This window comes from Micropruina glycogenica (assembly GCF_900289045.1).
GTDB classification, from domain to species: Bacteria; Actinomycetota; Actinomycetes; order Propionibacteriales; family Propionibacteriaceae; genus Micropruina; species Micropruina glycogenica.
Genome location: NZ_LT985188.1, coordinates 101,146 through 117,829 on the forward strand (window position 1 = coordinate 101,146; position 16,684 = coordinate 117,829).

The following is a 16,684-nucleotide window of genomic DNA, read 5'->3' on the forward strand; positions in this document are numbered from 1 at the left end:
CTGGCAACATCTCGCGCCAAGGAGGCCATGTGGACCAGCGACCTACTGCGGGCCGTTCACTGCGGGTTCTACGGGTGGCGCATCACGGTGTGGTGACTGCATGGCGTGAGCGTGAGCGTGAGCTCATTCGGCGTGGTGTCGATCTCACCCTGGTCTCCGCCATGCGTTGGAACGAGGGGGGACGAGACGTCGAGCTCGATTTCGGCGCCGATGGGTTTGTGCGGGGTGTGGGTACGCTTGGAACGCATCCGAACGGCTTCCTCTACGACCCGCGTGCATTGTGGCGTTTTCTGGGCCAGGGCTGGGATCTCATCGATCTGCACGAGGAGCCGTGCGCGCTCGCGACGGCCGAGATATTGGCCATGATGCGGCTGCGTCGAAACCGGACTCCGGTCGTCCTGTACTCGGCGCAGAACATACACAAGCGCTATCCACCGCCGATCCGGTGGTTCGAACGCACCGCTCTGCGGGTGGCTGAGGGCGCTTACGTCTGTAACGTGGAAGCCGGTCGGATACTCCAGGACAAGGGACTTCGCCACCGTCCATGGCTGATCGGGCTCGGGACGGACTTGTCTGTCTTCAGGCCGGGACCGCACGACGCGCCTCGCTCGCCACTGCGGGTCGGATACTCGGGCCGGCTGGAGACCTACAAGGGGGTGGATGTCCTGCTGCGAGCCATGGCGCATCTAGCTGACGCGGAGCTATCGATCGCCGGCGAGGGTCCCCAGCGAAGCCACTTGGTTGAACTGGCCGCAACCCTGGGCATCGAGCAAAGGGTGACGTTTCTGGGGCATCTCGGCGCCGACCTGCCTGCCTTCTACCGCGGTCTGGACGTGCTGGCGGTGCCCTCACTGCCGACCAAGAGTTGGCTGGAGCAATTCGGCAGGGTCGTGGTGGAGGGCATGGCCTCGGGAGTGCCGGTGGTGGCCAGCCGTAGTGGCGCCTTGCCGGACGTGGTGGGGGAGGCCGGCGTTCTGGTAGAACCGGGCGATCCGAAGAAACTTGCTGATGGTATCGGCCTACTGCGTGACCGCGATCGGTGGGCGGCGCTACGAGCGGCAGGGCTGGAGCATTGCCGGCAGTACAGCTGGAAAGCGGTGGCCGTGCAGCAGCGGGCGTTCTACGATTCCGTCTTGGAGCCTGCGGCCGCGCGATCCGATCCGGAGGTGGTCATCGTCGCCTATGGGCCGCCGGACGCGCTCCGTGACGCGCTCACGCCGCTCGCCAGCTGGTCGATAACCGTCGTCGATAACTCCTCTTTGCCGGCGACCCGTTCACTAGTGGAGGGCGCGGGGGGCCACTACATCGATGCGGGAGCCAACCTCGGATTCGGAGCAGCGGTCAATCGCGCGCTCGCGTCGTTGCGGGAGCGAGGCCTCGATGGTGCGGACGTACTCCTGCTCAACCCCGACGCAACAATAGAAGCGTCCGCCATCCACGCATTGGCGGAAGCCCTCCACGAGCAACCGGGGATCGCCTGCGTGGCTCCCCGTCAGACCGAGCCTGGCCGGTCGCGCGCCGATCTCGTCCAGTGGCCCTTTCCCACTCCACTGGGTGCGTGGCTCATCGCCCTCGGCTTGGGTCGCTTGGATCGCCGCCCGGGTTTCGTCATCGGCTCGATCCTGCTGCTCAATCGCGATGCCATCGATGACGTGGGCAGCTTCGACGAACGCTTCTTTCTGTATGCCGAAGAGACGGATTGGCAGAAGCGCGCGGTCGAGGCGGGATGGCGGATCCGCTACTTTCCGCAAGTCACGGGTACGCACGTGGGGGCGGGCACGAGCACGGACGAGACGGTGCGGTCGACGTTGTTCCACAGCTCTCAACTGGCCTACATGCGAAAGCACTACGGAGTGCTCGGGAGCGTGGCAACCCGGGCCGCCGTGGTCGTGGGATCGCTGCTGCGGGTCGTGGCTGGGAGGGGTGAGACCAGAAAGGCGGCACTGTGGCGCCTGCGGTTCTACCTTCGACCTGGTGTGCCGGGGCGGATCCCCAGGGGTGGGAACGTATGAATCTGCGCGAGTTGGTCGTCTGCTCCCTCGAGTCTTGGGATCAGGTGTGGCGACGCAACCAGTATTTTGTGGACGGGCTGCTGCGACGTAACCCGGAACTGCGCGTGCTCTGGATCGAGCCTGCTGCCGACCCGCTGCACGCCGCCCTGCATCGACATCGGCCCAGTCTCGGGGCCGGACTGCGCGAGGTCCCGGGCTACTACGGACGTTTGCACACCCTGCAGCCGACCAAATGGTTGCCGCGGGCGGTCGGCACGCTGGCGGATCGCCTGATGATCGCCGAGGCTCGCCGTGCGGCGCGGAGCCTCAGCCTGACTGCACCTGTGCTGTGGGTGAACGATCCTGGCTGGGCGGGCTTGCTCGATACCGGCTGGCCGGCGATCTACGACGTGACCGACGACTGGGTGGCGGCCGATCGAGGCACACGCGAGCATGATCGGATCGTGGGCGGCGAGAATCGGCTGATGGCACAGTGTGTCGTCGTCGTGGTGTGTTCGACGGGGCTGCAGGCCACGAAATCGCGCATCCGGCCGGTGGAACTGGTGCAGAACGCGGTGGACGTGCATGCCTATCGGAGCCCCCGTCCGCGCCCCGACGACCTGGCTCCAGGACCTGTCGCGCTATACGTGGGCACTATGCACGAGGATCGCCTTGATGTCGCCCTGTGCGCTCGCATCGCCGACAGCCTGGCCGGCATCGGGGCCAGACTGGCGTTCGTGGGGCCGAATGCCCTTTCTCCGGCAAACACCAGGCTGCTGCAGGAATCACCGGCGACGGTGATCATGGGCCCGCGTCCGTACACAGAGGTGCCTGCCTACCTGCAGCACGCGGACGTGCTGATCGTCCCTCATCTGGTCGACGAGTTCACCGAGAGCCTTGACCCGATCAAGCTGTACGAGTACGAGGCGGTCGGTCGTCCCATAGCGGCGACCCCGGTCGCCGGGTTCAGGGACCTGGCCAACACGCCGGGAGTTCTAGTTGCGCCGGCCGAGCGGTTCGCCGACGAACTGACGCAGATGATCCAGGCGCCGCCGGAACGGGTTGGGCCCTTCGAGCCCGCGGACTGGGCTGGCCGGGTGGCCGCCATGCAGGACGTGTTGGAACGTGCAGCCGCTGATACCACCGAAGCACCCTGACTGGGGCCAAACAATGCCGATCAAACGTCGGTGTGCGTTCGCGCCTCGTCGTCGACGAGGTCGGCGCGATCATTGACACCGCCGGGCGCTTCACGGTCAGAATCCAGTTCCGCGTCCGCCGAGGGATCACGATCAAGCGCAGACGTACTCATCTCAACTTCTCCCGTCTTCTCCACAGACTCGCTGCCATCGGTGAGGTGTTCGTCTGTCGGCAAGTACTGCTCGGTTTCAACCGGTCCGTCGTTCGGCTTTCCTGCCACCTCGTGGGCGTCCGGCAGATCAGTCTGTTCACCGGTTGCAGCCTGTTCGGCGGGTGCGTCCTCACCGGGTGCGCTCCCAGGTGCTAGGTCAGACACAGGTGAATCTCCTGCGCGTGCGAACTCATCGGCTGTGACGGGTTGCGCAGACGCGGGCGCGCCCCCCTCGTGGTAGTAGTGTCCATAGCTCTTGACGGTGGCGCGGCGCGAGCGGTTCACCACCACACCCACCACATTGACCCGGTTGGCGTTCAGGGACTGAAGGGTGCCGCGTAGGGCGGAACCGCGGGTTCGGTGCAGCGCTGTTACCACCAGCACACCATCGGCGACGCGGCCCAGGATGGCTGCGTCAGCCAGCGCCAATCCCGGGGGCGAATCCAGCAGTACGAAGTCGGCCAACCCACGCAACCGGGCTAAGACGCCTTGCAGGGTGTCGCCGGCCAGCAAGTCCGCCGGCTCAGAGTTGCTGCTTCCAGCCGGCAGTATTTGGAGCCCTCGATACGGGGTCTCGATCAGAGCACCCTGGATTGTGTCGGTCGCCGCGTCCGACTCCACCAGGTCGGCAAACCCAAGGGACCCGTCGGGCATCTCGAAGTACGTATGAACACGAGGGCGTCGGAGGTCCGCTTCAACGAGAATCACCGACCGGCCGGCGCGAGCCATGGCAACCGCCAGATTGGCGCTCACGAAGGTCTTGCCCTCGCCGGGTTCGGCGCTCGTCATCACGATTGCCACGCGGCGCTGGGGGAAGATTACCTCCAGCGAGGTGCGGAGTGCCCGGACGCTCTCATTCAATGGTGTGGCCAGGCGGGTGGCGGCCGGCAAGGGCGCCAGCTTCAACTGCCGTCGGGAAACCACAGCAACGTCGCCGATCACGTGGTCGCCGATCACCTCTTCGACGTCCTCTGTACTTCGCACGTGGTCATCAAACTGGTCGCGAATGAGAGCCATGCCGGCGCCGGCGAGCAGCCCGCTGGTGAGGCCGATGAGCATGATGGTGAGGAACGAAACCCCTTGGCGCACCCCGTTCATCGCCGGCTGCAGCACAGCGACCGGCGCGCCATTGCCTTGGATGGTGGCGATCTCGGATCGGAGCTGGCTAATCTCTGACGACGCTGAACTGAAGTTGGTTTGTGCTAGTTGGTCGCCCGGTTTCTTGCTGAGGGTCTTCAGCGCCGCCGCTTGGACCTTCTGCTGCGCGGCCAGTTGCTCCTTGAGGTCGGCGATACCGCTGTCGAGCTGGTCCTTGAGGTGGGCGATAAAGGCGGCCGCGATGCCGTTGGCTCGATTCTTGGCCTGCTCGGGAGTTGCGCCGACGGCGGTCACCTCAAGGCGGTTGATCCGTTGCCCCTCCACTAGGTTCACCGAAACGGCTGCCTGCAGCGCCTGTGCGTTGTCATTGATCGCCTGGGCGGCCGCCTCAGCGAGTTCGGGGGACTGCACGTACTCGGGGTCCAGGTCGAGGTTGATGGAGCCGTAGCTTGAACTGCCCGAGAGGGTGGCCGTTCCCGCTGGGCTGTAGCGCAACACCGTCGTCGCCTGGTACGTGACAGGAGCCAGTCGGGCGTAGACGAACGCCGCCAGTATGACGAGCACAGTGGTTATCGCGACGAGCAATCGCCTACGCCACACGATGTCGAGTACTTGCCTGAATGTCATCCGTCTCTCGTTCTGTCCGTTTCGACGCTCGGGGTGGGTGCGTCCAGCCGAGTGCAGTGTACCGGGGGCGCCATTGGTACTTAGGGAGCCGCCAGCACCGGCTAACCGCGTGCGGAAATGTCTCTGCCTAGCGAGGCGAAGGCCGTGGCCACATTGGCCCAACTGAATCGCCGCGACCTCATCAGGGACCGGTCCCTGGCCGCGGTTCGCTCAGCCTCTGACTCGGCCAGTATGACGATGGCCTCAGCCATTCCTTCGGGGTTGCCGCCGGGCACCACAAAGCCCGCCTCTCCGACCGCCTCAATCATGCCCACCGAGTCGGATGTGATCACCGGCAATCCGCAGGCCATGGACTCCAGCGCAATCAGGGGAAGACCTTCGGCCCACTGTGAGGGCAAGCAAGCGACCGAAGCGGCCCGCAGATGCTCACTCAACTCTGGCTTGGATAGGAAAGGAAGAAACTCCACGGGCGCGGTCATTCGATCCGCGTACGTGCGCAGACTCGCCTCGTACTCGGTTGAGATGCTCTCGGCGTGGCCGTAGCTGTGCGACCCGATGATCTGGGCTCGGATCGGCCGCTGGGCACGTCTCGCAGCCAACTCAACTGCCTCAAGGACGAGATGGGTGCCCTTGTGCGGGGTTGTGAGGCCGGCGAAGACGACTGTGAATGGCTCGTTGGGCGCGGTGGGCGCTATGGCCGGGGTGAAGAGGGGGTCGACGCCATTGTGAACGGTCATGAACTCAGCGGGAAGGCGACCCTTGAGTCGCTCCTCGACATCGACCCGCAAATGATCCGCGCAGAAGGCGACCACGTCTGCCGCGGACAGCAGCCGGGACAATTCACGACGACCGTAGCTTCGGGACAGGGGGTTGTGGCAGTACAGAACGATGGTGGAGTCCTTGCGCACCGCGGACCACGCCGGAAGGGTGGCGGCAACATAATGCCCGGCGTAGAGCAGCACGACATCGCCTCCGACCCCCTGCACGGCCTCTACTGCCGGGTCGTAGGCGTGTCCGTAGTAGGGCCTGCGCAGGCCGGCGAACCCGGCCGCCACGTCGACGGCAAGTTCGCGACGGTTGAACCACTCGCGCGGACAGGTCCGCGTGTAATCGACAAAGTGAAGCTCGGCGGACCTCAGCGAGACGCCACGATTGTCGCTGAGCACTGCCTTGCTCTCGATCCCCATTGGAGCCGACGCGTCAATGATGCTCTGAGCCACTGTCAGCAACGTCGACCCTTGCGTCGAGAGCGCCATCGGCACGTGGATCAGGGAAGTCATGTCATTCCCCACAGTGAGCGAGATGTGCGCACGGCCGACCTACCCGGCACTTGCGTGGGCGATCACAGCCAACCAGTTCCTGGCCACCAGATCCGCTCCGTCCTGGTTCAGATGACCTCCGTCGCTGGTCAAAGCAGGATCCATCGCCAGGAACTCGCCGCTCGACGACGACTTGTAGCGAAGCATGTCGCCGTGGCCCACAGCTTGGACAGCCGCCACATCGAACAGTCGCCCAGTTCCGGCGTACTCGGCGCGGACCAAGGCGTTGTACCGCTCCCGAGCGGCGTTGTGTGCGGGGTCGTACTCCTGGCCCCGGCCCAGCAGAGCCTTCAGACGACCGTACAGATCCCGATCGGCCATGAGTGGGACGGTGGTGTATACGAACCTGACATCGGGGTAGCTTGCCGCCAATGACGCCATAGTCGACTTGTACGACTCGAAGATGACGTTGACATCAGTCTCGGCGTTGAAGTCCACGAAACAGAGCTTCAACATGGCCACATCGATACTTTCCGCCAAGCCCGCGCGAAGAATGTGGTCGAAGTCGGCGATCTTGCCGAGCGGCTCTCCGTTTGACCCGATATGGGTATGCACGATGAAACCCCCCGACTGAGGAAGCTTCGCGCCCAGTTCGATTGTGGTCGGTGAAGAGAGCTGCGCAGATCGGAAAATAGTCGGAAGCGCCTCAAGAACGTTGTCCCCGACCGATTGGTGAGCAAAGAACACCCGCGCGGACTCGACCGTCTGCATATTGGCCGCCGTGGCCCGGGCGACTTCGTACGGTTCGGCTCTGGCCACCGGCTCCGGTCGCAGCATGAAGAACGCACCCCCCGAGATGATGACCACTACGGCTAGAACGATGAGGAAAGGTTTAGGCATCGCTGGCGCGTCCCTTTCCGTTGACCACAAGTGTGAGGTTGTCGCATAGCGCCTCGACCCCATGATCCGACGGCCCCCGACAACGACGTCAGTCTACCTCGTCTGCGCGTGTGGCAATGAACGAGGCCTGTTCGCCGACGTGCATACCCGGCGTGAATGCGCCCTCGCATTGGGGTCCCCCATTGCCGGTGAACCACACGAAGATTCGCCATAATGTTGACTGCTGACGTGCGCCTCTCATCGTCCAAAGGAAGTGTGTGTGTGATGCATGCGGAAGACGAACCACCCCGAGTCAAGCGGACAGAAAGGCAGGTCACGGTGACCCCGCCCACGTCGTGGGACCGCCGAGGGGTGCGAGGTTTGCTTGAAGTCATCAAGGAAGACATCGCTGTCAACGGCAGCCTGCTGACACCCGGCACCCAGATGCTCGTCCACCTCCGCCTGGGCCAATGGGCAGCGGCTCCGGAGCGCTCGGGGGCGAGCCATGCGATCGTCGAAGTGCTGTATCGACTGGGGTACTTCTACGTACGCAACGTCATCGGGTTTGAGGTTCCACGAACAGTGAGCATGGGCCGCAAGGTGAAGTTCGTGCATCAACACGGAGTGACGGTGCATCCACTAGCCCAAATCGGCGATGAATGCCTGGTTCGGCACAACGTGACCATAGGGCTGCGCGGTGATCCCTCCGACGGCACGCGACAGTTCCCGCCACCTCGAATCGGTAGGCGGGTTCAGTTCGGGGTCGGTACGACCGTCCTCGGTGGGGTAGTAATCGGCGACTACGCGGTACTGGGCGCGCATGCTGTGGTCGCAACCGATGTGCCTGACGGAGCCAGTGTCGTGGCGCCGCCAGCGCGGGTCCTCCGACTCCGGGGGCGCGCTTCGGAAGGTGACGCCGCTTCCGCTGCTGAGGGCCCGATAACACATGCGTAACTTGACGAATGCCTGAATACGCTAAGTTGAACCCGAATTCCACATCCATATGGGGGGAAGATGAAGGATCGCACGGCCTTGATCCAAGAGTTGAGAGATCTGATTCTCGACCGGCTGGTTCCATTGGACGACGACGAGTTGATCAACGACGCGCCCTTGGTGGACGAGGTTCTTGACTCGCTGGGAATCGCCGAGGTCGCGGTCTTCATCGAGGATGAGATCGGCCGCCCGCTGGATCCGGACGAGGAGGTCCGCGCAACCTTCGCAAGCGTGGACGCGGTCGTCGACTTCATCCTCGCCAATCGCTAGCAGACGGTCATGTGCGGCATCGTTGGGGTGACCGCCTGGGCGTCAGTGCACCCGCTGTCACCCACGCATCCGATCCACGCCGGCCTGGCCGCGATTCGGCACCGCGGTCCCGACGCCGCGTTGGCCGACCAGTTGGGCGGGGCTGTCTTTGGCACGGCTCGGCTCGCCATGGTTGACAAGCCGACCTCCAGCCAACCGATGCGGGATCCCAGCGATCGGTACTTGCTGTCGTTCAATGGCGAGATCTACAACTTCCGCGAGCTACGTGAGGAACTCGCCCCGCGGTACGCGTTTCGCACCACCGGAGACACAGAGGTCCTGCTGGCAGCGCTGATCACGTGGGGATCGGGGGCCCTGCCCCGCTTGAAGGGCCAGTTCGCGCTGGCCCTCTGGGACGCACGTGAGAACGAGCTACTGCTGGCCAGGGACCGGTTCGGGATCGTACCGCTGCACTGGACCACGGATTCTGGTGCTGTCCACTTCGCATCCGAGGTCAAGGCGCTGAAGGCGCTCGGGCTGCACCCCGAGCTTTCCCTCCCAGATGTGATCGACGCCGGGGTGCTGTGGGGCACGCACCCGGGCCGCTCGGTCTTCGACGGCGTCGAGCAGGTGCCTCCCGGGGGCTTCGTTCGCATCTCCGATGTCACCGTGGAGCGCGGCCGGTACTGGGCTTTCCGTTACGCCGAGGACCGTGACTCGGGGAGTATTGATCAGCACGCCGAGAAGCTTCGCGCGCTGCTGGCCTGCGCGGTCGAGCGGCGGCTGCCCGTGTACGGCGATCTGGCTGTCCTGCTGTCCGGCGGACTCGACTCGAGCGCGGTTTTGGCGCTGCTGCGCCAAGCCCAGCCGAGCAGTCGGATCGCCAGCTACTCGATCCAGTTCACCCAGGCAGCACTCAACGAGGAATCGTTCCAGGCCGTCGCCGCCGCCGCCTTCGACACCGACCACCTGTCCATCTTGTGCGGCGACCTCAGTGTCGCGCGCACCCTGATAGAGGCGGTCGAGCACGCGGAGCAGCCGCTGTCGCGCACCGCGCCGGCCTCCTCCATTGCGTTAGCCGCCACCATCGAGGCGCAGGGAACGCGCGCAGTGCTCAGCGGTGAAGGTGCCGACGAACTCTTTTGCGGCTACGACCTGTTCAAGGTGGCAGCGATTCGGGACGCCTGGAGCCGCAATCCGGACGGTGACGAGTACGCACAGTTGCTGTCCCAGGTCATGGCGCACCAGAAGGGAATGGGCCGTGCAGTCGAGCGGGCGTTCTACGAGCAGGGGATCGACCGACGCAGCGATCCGCTGTTCTCGCATCTGAACCGGTGGGGGGCCAGCTTCCGGATTACGCAGTACCTGCTGCCCGACCTGCGGAGAGGCCTGAGCACCGACTCGGTGCTCGCCGGGGTTCGCGACCGGCTCCCGTACGAGTACGCCGGATGGTCCGCGGTGGAGCAGGCGCAGTACCTGGAGGTCACCTACTTCCTTGCTTCGGCTCTGTTGGCCGGCCAATGCGACCGGCCCTACATGGCGCACAGCATCGAGGCGCGGTATCCGTTCCTTGACGAGGACGTGGCGGACTTCGCGCTGACGCTGCCCGAAGCGTCCAAGCTGAATGGGCTGCAGGAAAAGGCCGTGCTGAAGCGTGCCGTCGGCCACGACGTGCCGGCCGCCATTCGGGACCGCGTCAAACAGCCGTACACCGCGCCCGAAGGTGATGTGTTCCGCACCCAGCCGGGACGCGAGCTGCTGGACAGGTACACCTCAAGAGAGACCCTCGAGGCGGCCGGCCTGTTCGACCCCAAGCGCGTCGCCTGGCTAAGAAACAAACTGGACAGCGGGGCGACCAGTTTCCACGACGACTTGGCCCTGCTGTGGATCGTCAGTACCCAAGCCCTCGCCGACAGCTACGGCGTGGCAGACCCGAAGGAGTGACCCCTAGTGGTGGACGTAGAGAGCCTCAGCCAGACGGTGCACTTGACCGACGTGGCAGCGGTGGTCGATGAGCTGGTCGCCGACATCAGGGGTGCAGCCCGGCGGTTTCGTCGCAACGGCGCGATTGTTGCGCTCAGCGGCGGCATCGACTCGACCGTGTGCGTGGCCCTCGCCGCCCGTGCGCTCGGACCCAAACGTGTGAAGGGCATCACCCTGCCCGATCAGGAGAGTTCGGGCGAGACGGCGGGACTGGCGCAACTGGCCGCCGAGAGCGCCGGTGTCGAGTTTCTCGCCAAAGACATCACCCCCGTGCTGGACGCGTTGGGCGCCTACCGCGATCGGCTGGCGGTCGTACAGCGCATCGACCCGGACTTCGACCCCGCCAGAGGCGACGCGTTCTCCGTCGAGTTCGTCCCCGCAACAGGGGAGGGGGATCGGATCCAGTCATTCGCACTGAACGTCGTGCGGGGTGGCAAGTCGACTCACCACCGACTGGGCGGACGCGACTTCCTCACCATCATGGCCGCGACCAACCAGAAGCAGCGGGTCCGGACCCTGATGACCTACCGCATCGCCGACGAGGAGAACCTGATCGTGGTCGGCACGTCGAACCGGCTCGAGATCGATCAGGGGTTCTTCGTCAAGTTCGGCGACGGCTGCGGTGAGGCGTTCCCTCTGCGCTGGCTGCTCAAGAGTCAGGTCTACGACGTGGCTGAGTACCTCGGCGTTCCGGAGGAGATCCGTTGCCGACCGCCGACCACGGATACGTTCAGCGCGCCGCAGAGCCAGGAGGAGTATTTCTACGGGACATCCACCGAGATGGGCGACGCCCTGTGGCTGGCGTGGCGCAAGTCCGAACCGGTCGAGCAGGTTGCGCAGCGGCTGGGCTTCACCGCAACTGACGTGGAAAAGTTCTTCGGTCTCTACGAGCGTCGAGCCCAGTATGCGGCCTACCTGACGGAGATGATCACGCCCGAGTGACGCTCATCGTCGGATCGCCTTGCCCGAGCGTGTGGTGGGCAGATGATCAACAAAGGTGATCTGTCGGACCAGCCCCTTCGGGACCACCGTGCGGAGTACGGCCATCCGGATCGGCTTCTGCTCCGCGCCTGGTTCGGCAACGATCAGCAACTCGGCTGGAGTGTCCTCCTCGCGAGAATCCGGCCGGAGCCGGGACTGACGCACGCCGTCAATGCCATCGATAAGTGCCTCGACCGCGGGAAGGGAGACCCGATTCCCGCGGAAGTTCATCATCTCGGCCTGTCTGCCGGTGATGTACAGGTTGCCGGCGGTGTCCAGATGGCCGAGGTCGGTGGTGGTGATCGGATCGCCGGGCTTTCGTGGTTCGTTGCCCACATAGCCGATCATCAAGGTGGGTGAGAACACCTGCACGCGGCCGGTCTCACCGACAGCAAGGGGCTCACCTTCAGGTCCGACGATCCGCACGTGGATCCCTGGTAGGGGTAGTCCAACAGAGTTGCTGGGGGCGCCGTCCCTGCCTCGCCGTACGGCCACGCGAGCGGTCGCCTCGGTGAGGCCGTACATCAAATAGGTCTCACCGGCGTAGTTGGGCAGCAACGCGGCCAGGTCTGTATCGCTGACTCCACCGCCAGCCAGATAGAGGTGCTTGAGTCCGCGCGCCGCATTCCCGCCGAGATCAATGCCACGAGTCGCCATCAGCCGAAGGAAATAGGGCACACATGCGTAAACGGTGACTCCGTTGGCATCCATCGCCTCGGCGAGCCGCCGACCGGGTGCCCCGTCAGGAAGCATCACCAGCGGCGTCCGCGTGGCCAGCGCCAGCAGCGCCATGGAGAGGCCAAAGGAATGCGACATGGTGAGGGTCTGACCCATGCGATCACCCGATTCCCACGGCACGGCAGTGCGCAGCATCGCGGTGAGGTGTGCCAGAAGGTTGGCCTCGGAGAGTCGAACACCCTTGGGCAGGCTGGTGGTGCCGGAGGTAAAAAGGACTAGGCGCTCGGGTGAATCGTCGGGCGTGAGACCGTCGGTCGTGAAGCGGCCAACGTCATCTCTCACCAGTGACAGCACCTCGATTGCGCCCTGACTCACCAACGCTTGACAGTGTGCAGCCTGCGCAACGTCCAGCGGTTGTTCGCTTCCCAGCCCGTCTGTCGGAAGCAGCGCCGTGGAACGGTTGGAGAGCAGGCAGCCGAGCACATCCACCAGTCCCTGTACACCGACGGACGTCACGCCTACTCGGGCCGTTGGCTCGACCGTTGACCGCAGTCGGCCGGCCAGATGTCGCGCGGCTCCCATCAAGTCGCGCCGGTTCAAGGTCGTCGTGCCGTCCGTCACCGCTTCACGGTCGGGGGAGTCCCCCACCCCGAGCATGTCTTCAAGCGACATGCGATGCACCCCCAATGCGACCGGACGACCGTAGACGCGAAACCGTCTGCGCTACCGCTAAAGAGACTTTATAGGTCTTGGCGCAAGACTTTCTCGACGATGGCCTGTGACCTCGTCCGACAACGCGCAACCGCTCGAAGCACGGTCGGCTACGCTGTCGGACCACAGCATCAAGCGGGCTACAGAAAGTGCGAACTGTCGAGTTCGTCGCTTCTTGCGGATCACCCGCTTTGGTTTCAGGGGGAACGATGAATACGGATGCTCGGCTCTGGCCCTCCTGGGTCGTGTTGTTTGCCCTCTTGGCTGGCACCGTCTTCGCGGTTGTAATGCCGGCGGGTTTGCCGTACGACGAACCCTCGCACTGGAGCACGGTGCAATACATCGCCACCCACTGGACACTGCCTGTCATGGGCGATCCCGGGGTGACCTACGAGGCCCAACAGGCTCCGCTGTATTACCTGATGGCAGCACCTCTCAGTTTGCTGCCCAACGGATTCCTGATGGTTCGCCTGTTCGGAGTTGTGGGTCATGGTGTGGTGGTGCTGCTGACTTGGCTCCTGATTCGGCGAGCCGTGCCGAGCATCCCGGCGGTGGCATTGGCCGGCGCCGGTTTTGTTGCGCTGAATCCGGTACTACTCGCGATCGCCGGATCAGTGCAGAACGACACGTGGGCCTTGGCGTGGGGGGTGGCGGCGTTGCTGTCCGCGGCCACGTTGACGGCCGAGCATCCCAGCCCAAGGGACGCGATTGTGGTCGGCGTTGTCGTTGGATTGATGCTCCTGACAAAACTGTCGATGCTGCCGGTCGCAGTCGGCATCGTCATCTTGTTGCTGATACGGCGACTATTCGGGGCCGCAGGTTGGCTGGTTCTCTCTGCCACCCTCGTCTCTGGTTGGTGGTTCGTGCGCAACGTGTTGCTGTACGGAGACTTGAGTGGGCAGTCCGCCGTGGCGCGGACAGGTGTCAGTTTTCCGCACACCGAGCTCAGCGCCCGCTACATCGCCCAGTCGGTGCTCGCCTACCTGACCGTGCCCACTGAATATGTGCGGAACATCGTGTCGGCCCCACCCGTGGTGGACGTCGCGGCGCTGATGCTGGGGGTGGCAATCGCGCTGGGGGCAGCATTGCTTGGTTTGCGACTTCGGAAGCAGGTCGATGGTCAGTTGACCGGGCTCGTGGCAGGTGTTGGCTTCCTCGCGGTCGCCGCATGGCTAGGGCAAATTCTCATTGCCCAGCCAGTGTCCTTTAGGGCGGCCCTGGGCGTGTGGCCGCTAGTCGCAGTGTGCGCCGGATCGGTCAAGACGGTGAGTTCTCGGTGGTACGGGTGGGCTGCCGTGGGGGTAGTGGCCGCTGTTCAAATCGCGATCATGGTGTGGTTCCTGATCAGCATTGCTGGTCAGCCAACGATGTTGTGATTCGGGGCCAACCGTCGCTGTCGCGGGCCGTCTCCAGTTAAGACTGCGAGACCTCGACCTCCCAACCGAGTTTGCGCAGTACGGCCACGTTTCTCAGGCCAGTCGACGTTGGTGGCTCGTTCCCGTCGAGCAGTAGAGTGACACCCTTGGTCTGCCATGACGCGACTTCGGCCAACACGTCGTCCACAACCGACGAGGTCAGGCTGTTCCAGCGCAGTCTTATTGTCTGTAGCGCTTTGCAGCCCGTCAATGCGATGCCCGTCAGCTTGTTGTTCTCGAGGTCAAGTTCGCCACCGCCGTCCCCTGTCCACTGACCTGTGAAATCGGCGCTGGTGTACTGATTCGACCGGGACATAACCGAGAGGGCCTGCTGAGGGGTGGGTAGTTCGCCGGTCTGACCTGTGTTCCAGTTCCACAGCTCCTCGCAAGCGGGCAACTGTTGACTTGATGGGTGCCCGGTCACAGTCTGGTCGCGTACGCAGAAGTGGTAGAGGGCTGCCAATGGCTGGGTCAGCGGTGTGAAATCCAGCCGGCCTGATTCCTGCACCGCTGCGCGCAGGTCGCGCAGACTGTTTGCGACCGGGTTGAGGTCCAGTTCCGTCAGCCGGTTCTTTTCCATGCACAGGCGAACGAGAGAGGTGCAGCCCTTCACGTCCACTCTCTCAACTTGGGCTTGAAAGCACTCTATGAACTCGAGCTTCGAGAGACCGCCGAAGTCGAGTATCCCGGTCAGCGGCGTATTCGCCGCCATGAAGCGTCGAAGATTGACCAGGAGTCCCAGACCGGAGACTCCCTCAACTGTCTCGGGATCCTTGTTATAGCTGGAGTCGACGTGAAAACGGCCAGCGTCGTCGTAGACATTGAAACCCAGATTGACGGTGAGCACGTCCTCGAAGACCGTCAGCAGTCGCACGGTCCGCGGTTCGATGGAGCCGAAGCGGATGATCGGCGAGGCTCCCGTTGCCAACTCCGATCCGTCCTCGGCGACCCAACGCACAGAGGCGTTCGATTGTGGAGCAAGCTCGATGGATGGGTTGAAAGTCGCCCCAGTCGTCGTGAAACGCACTCCCACCTCGGGCGATGGAGGTCCCACATTCTCTTTCGGCTGGGCGAATGTGCAACCCACGAGCGAGAGCAGTCCCAGCCCGGCCCCGGCGTGTAGCAGCGCTCGTCGAGAAAGCAACTCACGCGGCACAGGCGATGCGTCAGTCGGCACTCCGCCAGAGTACCGGGGCCAGAGGCAGTGCCGTTTGTGCGGATCGCGTCAGAACATAAGCCCGGTCTCGCATTACAATCTGCGTGGGCCCGATTGAATCCCGTAACCAGGCGAGGTACGGCAGGTGGGCGTTGTAGACGCACCAGAACTCGCCGTGGTCAGCGAGTGCGGCCCCTACCTGCTCGAACAGCCGGCGGGTCGGTTCGGTGTCCTTGGCTGTGCCGATGTGGAACGGCGGGTTGGTCACGATCAGATCGACGGGTTCGGCCCAGTGGGCCAAGCCGTCCCGGCGCTGCACGTCGATAGTCAATCCGTGGGCCTCGGCGGTCAGCCTGGTGGCGTCGCAGGCACTCCACGTGACGTCGATCGCGGTCACCGAACGTCCTTGCCGGGCGAGCAGGGAGGCCAGAATGCCGCTGCCGCAGCCCAAGTCGATGGCGCGATCGGCGTCCGGCACCCGGTCGAACACGGACGCCAGCAGCGCCGTCCCGCGATCGAGCCGGAAGGTGTTGAACGTGGCGCCATGTGCACTGACTTCGAGGTCGAGGACGTCCAGATGACCCGATCGTGGCCAGGTGACTTGCCCGGGGATCGGCCCGTCGGCCAGCAGGGCCCGCGCCTTGCGATATCCAAGACTTGCCCGCACGTTTGTGAATCGGCTGGCCAGAGCCTGGTTCATGGAGCGGCTGAGGTGCTTGTCGCGTCCGGCCGCGAAGACCCGGACGTCCGGCGCCGCGTGTTGGGCGATCAGCTCGGCGTACTCCTCGACGGCGCTGACCGCCTTGGGGAGTCGCCACAGGACGGTTCGGACGTCGGCGAGCGCCTCGGCTGGGGTAGAGGCGATGGTGGGGGAGAGATCTCGACAAGCTCGAACAGCGGCCTCTTCTTCCCGGAGGTCGTCGCACCAGACCCGAAACTCCACGCCCCGAGCCATCAGTACACGCGTCAGTGCCCCGGCCACGTCGTCCAGCACGGCCACCGGCTCGGCCAGATCGCCTGCCTCGCGCAGCAGGACGTCCGTGACCGCGTCCAACCGGTCGGGGTTCGGGCCGCTCACCCAGCCAGCAAACCACACGAGCGGCCTCGACAAGCTCGACCATCGGCGAAGCGCGACCATCGGAAACGCTCGACTAGCCCTGAGCGCGAGACGGCCACAGCTTCGGCACCGAGCGTCCGCGCAAACAGCTAGAGTGACCGTCGAAAAGCCTGGGTGCCGCACCCGCTCCACCGGCGCCCCGCGGTCGAAGCCGACCATCGGCCTCCGATCGTGCTGACGGAGCTCCCATCGAAGGAGA

General features: G+C 64.5%; 13 protein-coding genes. 7 read left to right on the forward strand and 6 right to left on the reverse strand.

The window, feature by feature from the left end:
- Positions 1-29: 29 nt before the first annotated feature.
- Positions 30-2,012, forward strand: a complete 1,983-nt coding sequence (locus tag MPLG2_RS00470; RefSeq protein WP_158680743.1) for a glycosyltransferase — start codon at positions 30-32, stop codon at positions 2,010-2,012.
- Positions 2,009-3,148, forward strand: a complete 1,140-nt coding sequence (locus tag MPLG2_RS00475; RefSeq protein ID WP_105184446.1) for a glycosyltransferase — start codon at positions 2,009-2,011, stop codon at positions 3,146-3,148. The genes MPLG2_RS00470 and MPLG2_RS00475 overlap by 4 nt, the downstream gene beginning before the upstream one ends.
- Before the next feature lie 20 nt (positions 3,149-3,168).
- Here MPLG2_RS00475 and MPLG2_RS00480 read toward each other — a convergent pair whose 3' ends face one another.
- The 3 genes from MPLG2_RS00480 to MPLG2_RS00490 form a co-directional block, all read right to left on the reverse strand.
- Positions 3,169-5,064, reverse strand: a complete 1,896-nt coding sequence (locus MPLG2_RS00480; RefSeq protein ID WP_105184447.1) for a polysaccharide biosynthesis tyrosine autokinase — start codon at positions 5,062-5,064, stop codon at positions 3,169-3,171.
- Positions 5,065-5,165: 101 nt separating this feature from the next.
- Positions 5,166-6,344 carry a glycosyltransferase family 4 protein gene (locus MPLG2_RS00485; protein WP_105184448.1) on the reverse strand — a complete coding sequence of 393 codons (1,179 nt, stop codon included), beginning with the start codon at positions 6,342-6,344 and terminating at the stop codon, positions 5,166-5,168.
- A 39-nt stretch (positions 6,345-6,383) separates the two neighbouring features.
- Positions 6,384-7,223, reverse strand: a complete 840-nt coding sequence (locus tag MPLG2_RS00490; RefSeq protein WP_105184449.1) for an SGNH/GDSL hydrolase family protein — start codon at positions 7,221-7,223, stop codon at positions 6,384-6,386.
- A 360-nt stretch (positions 7,224-7,583) separates the two neighbouring features.
- Here MPLG2_RS00490 and MPLG2_RS00495 point away from each other — a divergent pair, with 360 nt between their 5' ends.
- From MPLG2_RS00495 to nadE, 4 genes are read left to right on the forward strand one after another with little or no spacing between them, the layout of a single operon-like run.
- Positions 7,584-8,156, forward strand: coding sequence for a serine O-acetyltransferase (locus MPLG2_RS00495; protein ID WP_158680744.1), 573 nt, complete (start codon positions 7,584-7,586; stop codon positions 8,154-8,156).
- Between the two features lie 60 nt (positions 8,157-8,216).
- Positions 8,217-8,465 (forward strand): acyl carrier protein, encoded by a 249-nt coding sequence (locus MPLG2_RS00500; RefSeq protein ID WP_105184451.1) that lies wholly within the window; start codon positions 8,217-8,219, stop codon positions 8,463-8,465.
- A gap of 9 nt (positions 8,466-8,474) precedes the next feature.
- Complete coding sequence (gene asnB / locus MPLG2_RS00505; protein WP_105184452.1) at positions 8,475-10,388, forward strand: asparagine synthase (glutamine-hydrolyzing); 1,914 nt, start codon at positions 8,475-8,477, stop codon at positions 10,386-10,388.
- A 60-nt stretch (positions 10,389-10,448) separates the two neighbouring features.
- Entirely contained in the window at positions 10,449-11,369 is a 921-nt protein-coding gene (gene nadE / locus MPLG2_RS00510; RefSeq protein ID WP_231936041.1) for an NAD(+) synthase, read from the forward strand.
- Positions 11,370-11,372: 3 nt separating this feature from the next.
- Here nadE and MPLG2_RS00515 read toward each other — a convergent pair whose 3' ends face one another.
- A complete protein-coding gene (locus MPLG2_RS00515) occupies positions 11,373-12,758 on the reverse strand; it encodes a class I adenylate-forming enzyme family protein (protein WP_105184454.1) in 1,386 nt (461 codons plus the stop codon).
- Positions 12,759-13,006: 248 nt separating this feature from the next.
- Between MPLG2_RS00515 and MPLG2_RS00520 the strand changes: the two genes are divergently transcribed.
- On the forward strand, positions 13,007-14,173 hold the full coding sequence (locus tag MPLG2_RS00520) for a glycosyltransferase family 39 protein (RefSeq protein WP_105184455.1): 1,167 nt from the start codon (positions 13,007-13,009) through the stop codon (positions 14,171-14,173).
- Between the two features lie 37 nt (positions 14,174-14,210).
- On the opposite strand, the gene MPLG2_RS00525 is transcribed toward MPLG2_RS00520, so the two are convergent.
- On the reverse strand, positions 14,211-15,389 hold the full coding sequence (locus tag MPLG2_RS00525) for a hypothetical protein (protein ID WP_158680746.1): 1,179 nt from the start codon (positions 15,387-15,389) through the stop codon (positions 14,211-14,213).
- Positions 15,379-16,446: a class I SAM-dependent methyltransferase gene (locus tag MPLG2_RS00530; RefSeq protein ID WP_158680747.1), complete on the reverse strand. Its 1,068-nt coding sequence runs from the start codon at positions 16,444-16,446 to the stop codon at positions 15,379-15,381. The genes MPLG2_RS00525 and MPLG2_RS00530 overlap by 11 nt, the downstream gene beginning before the upstream one ends.
- Between the last annotated feature and the right edge of the window lie 238 nt (positions 16,447-16,684).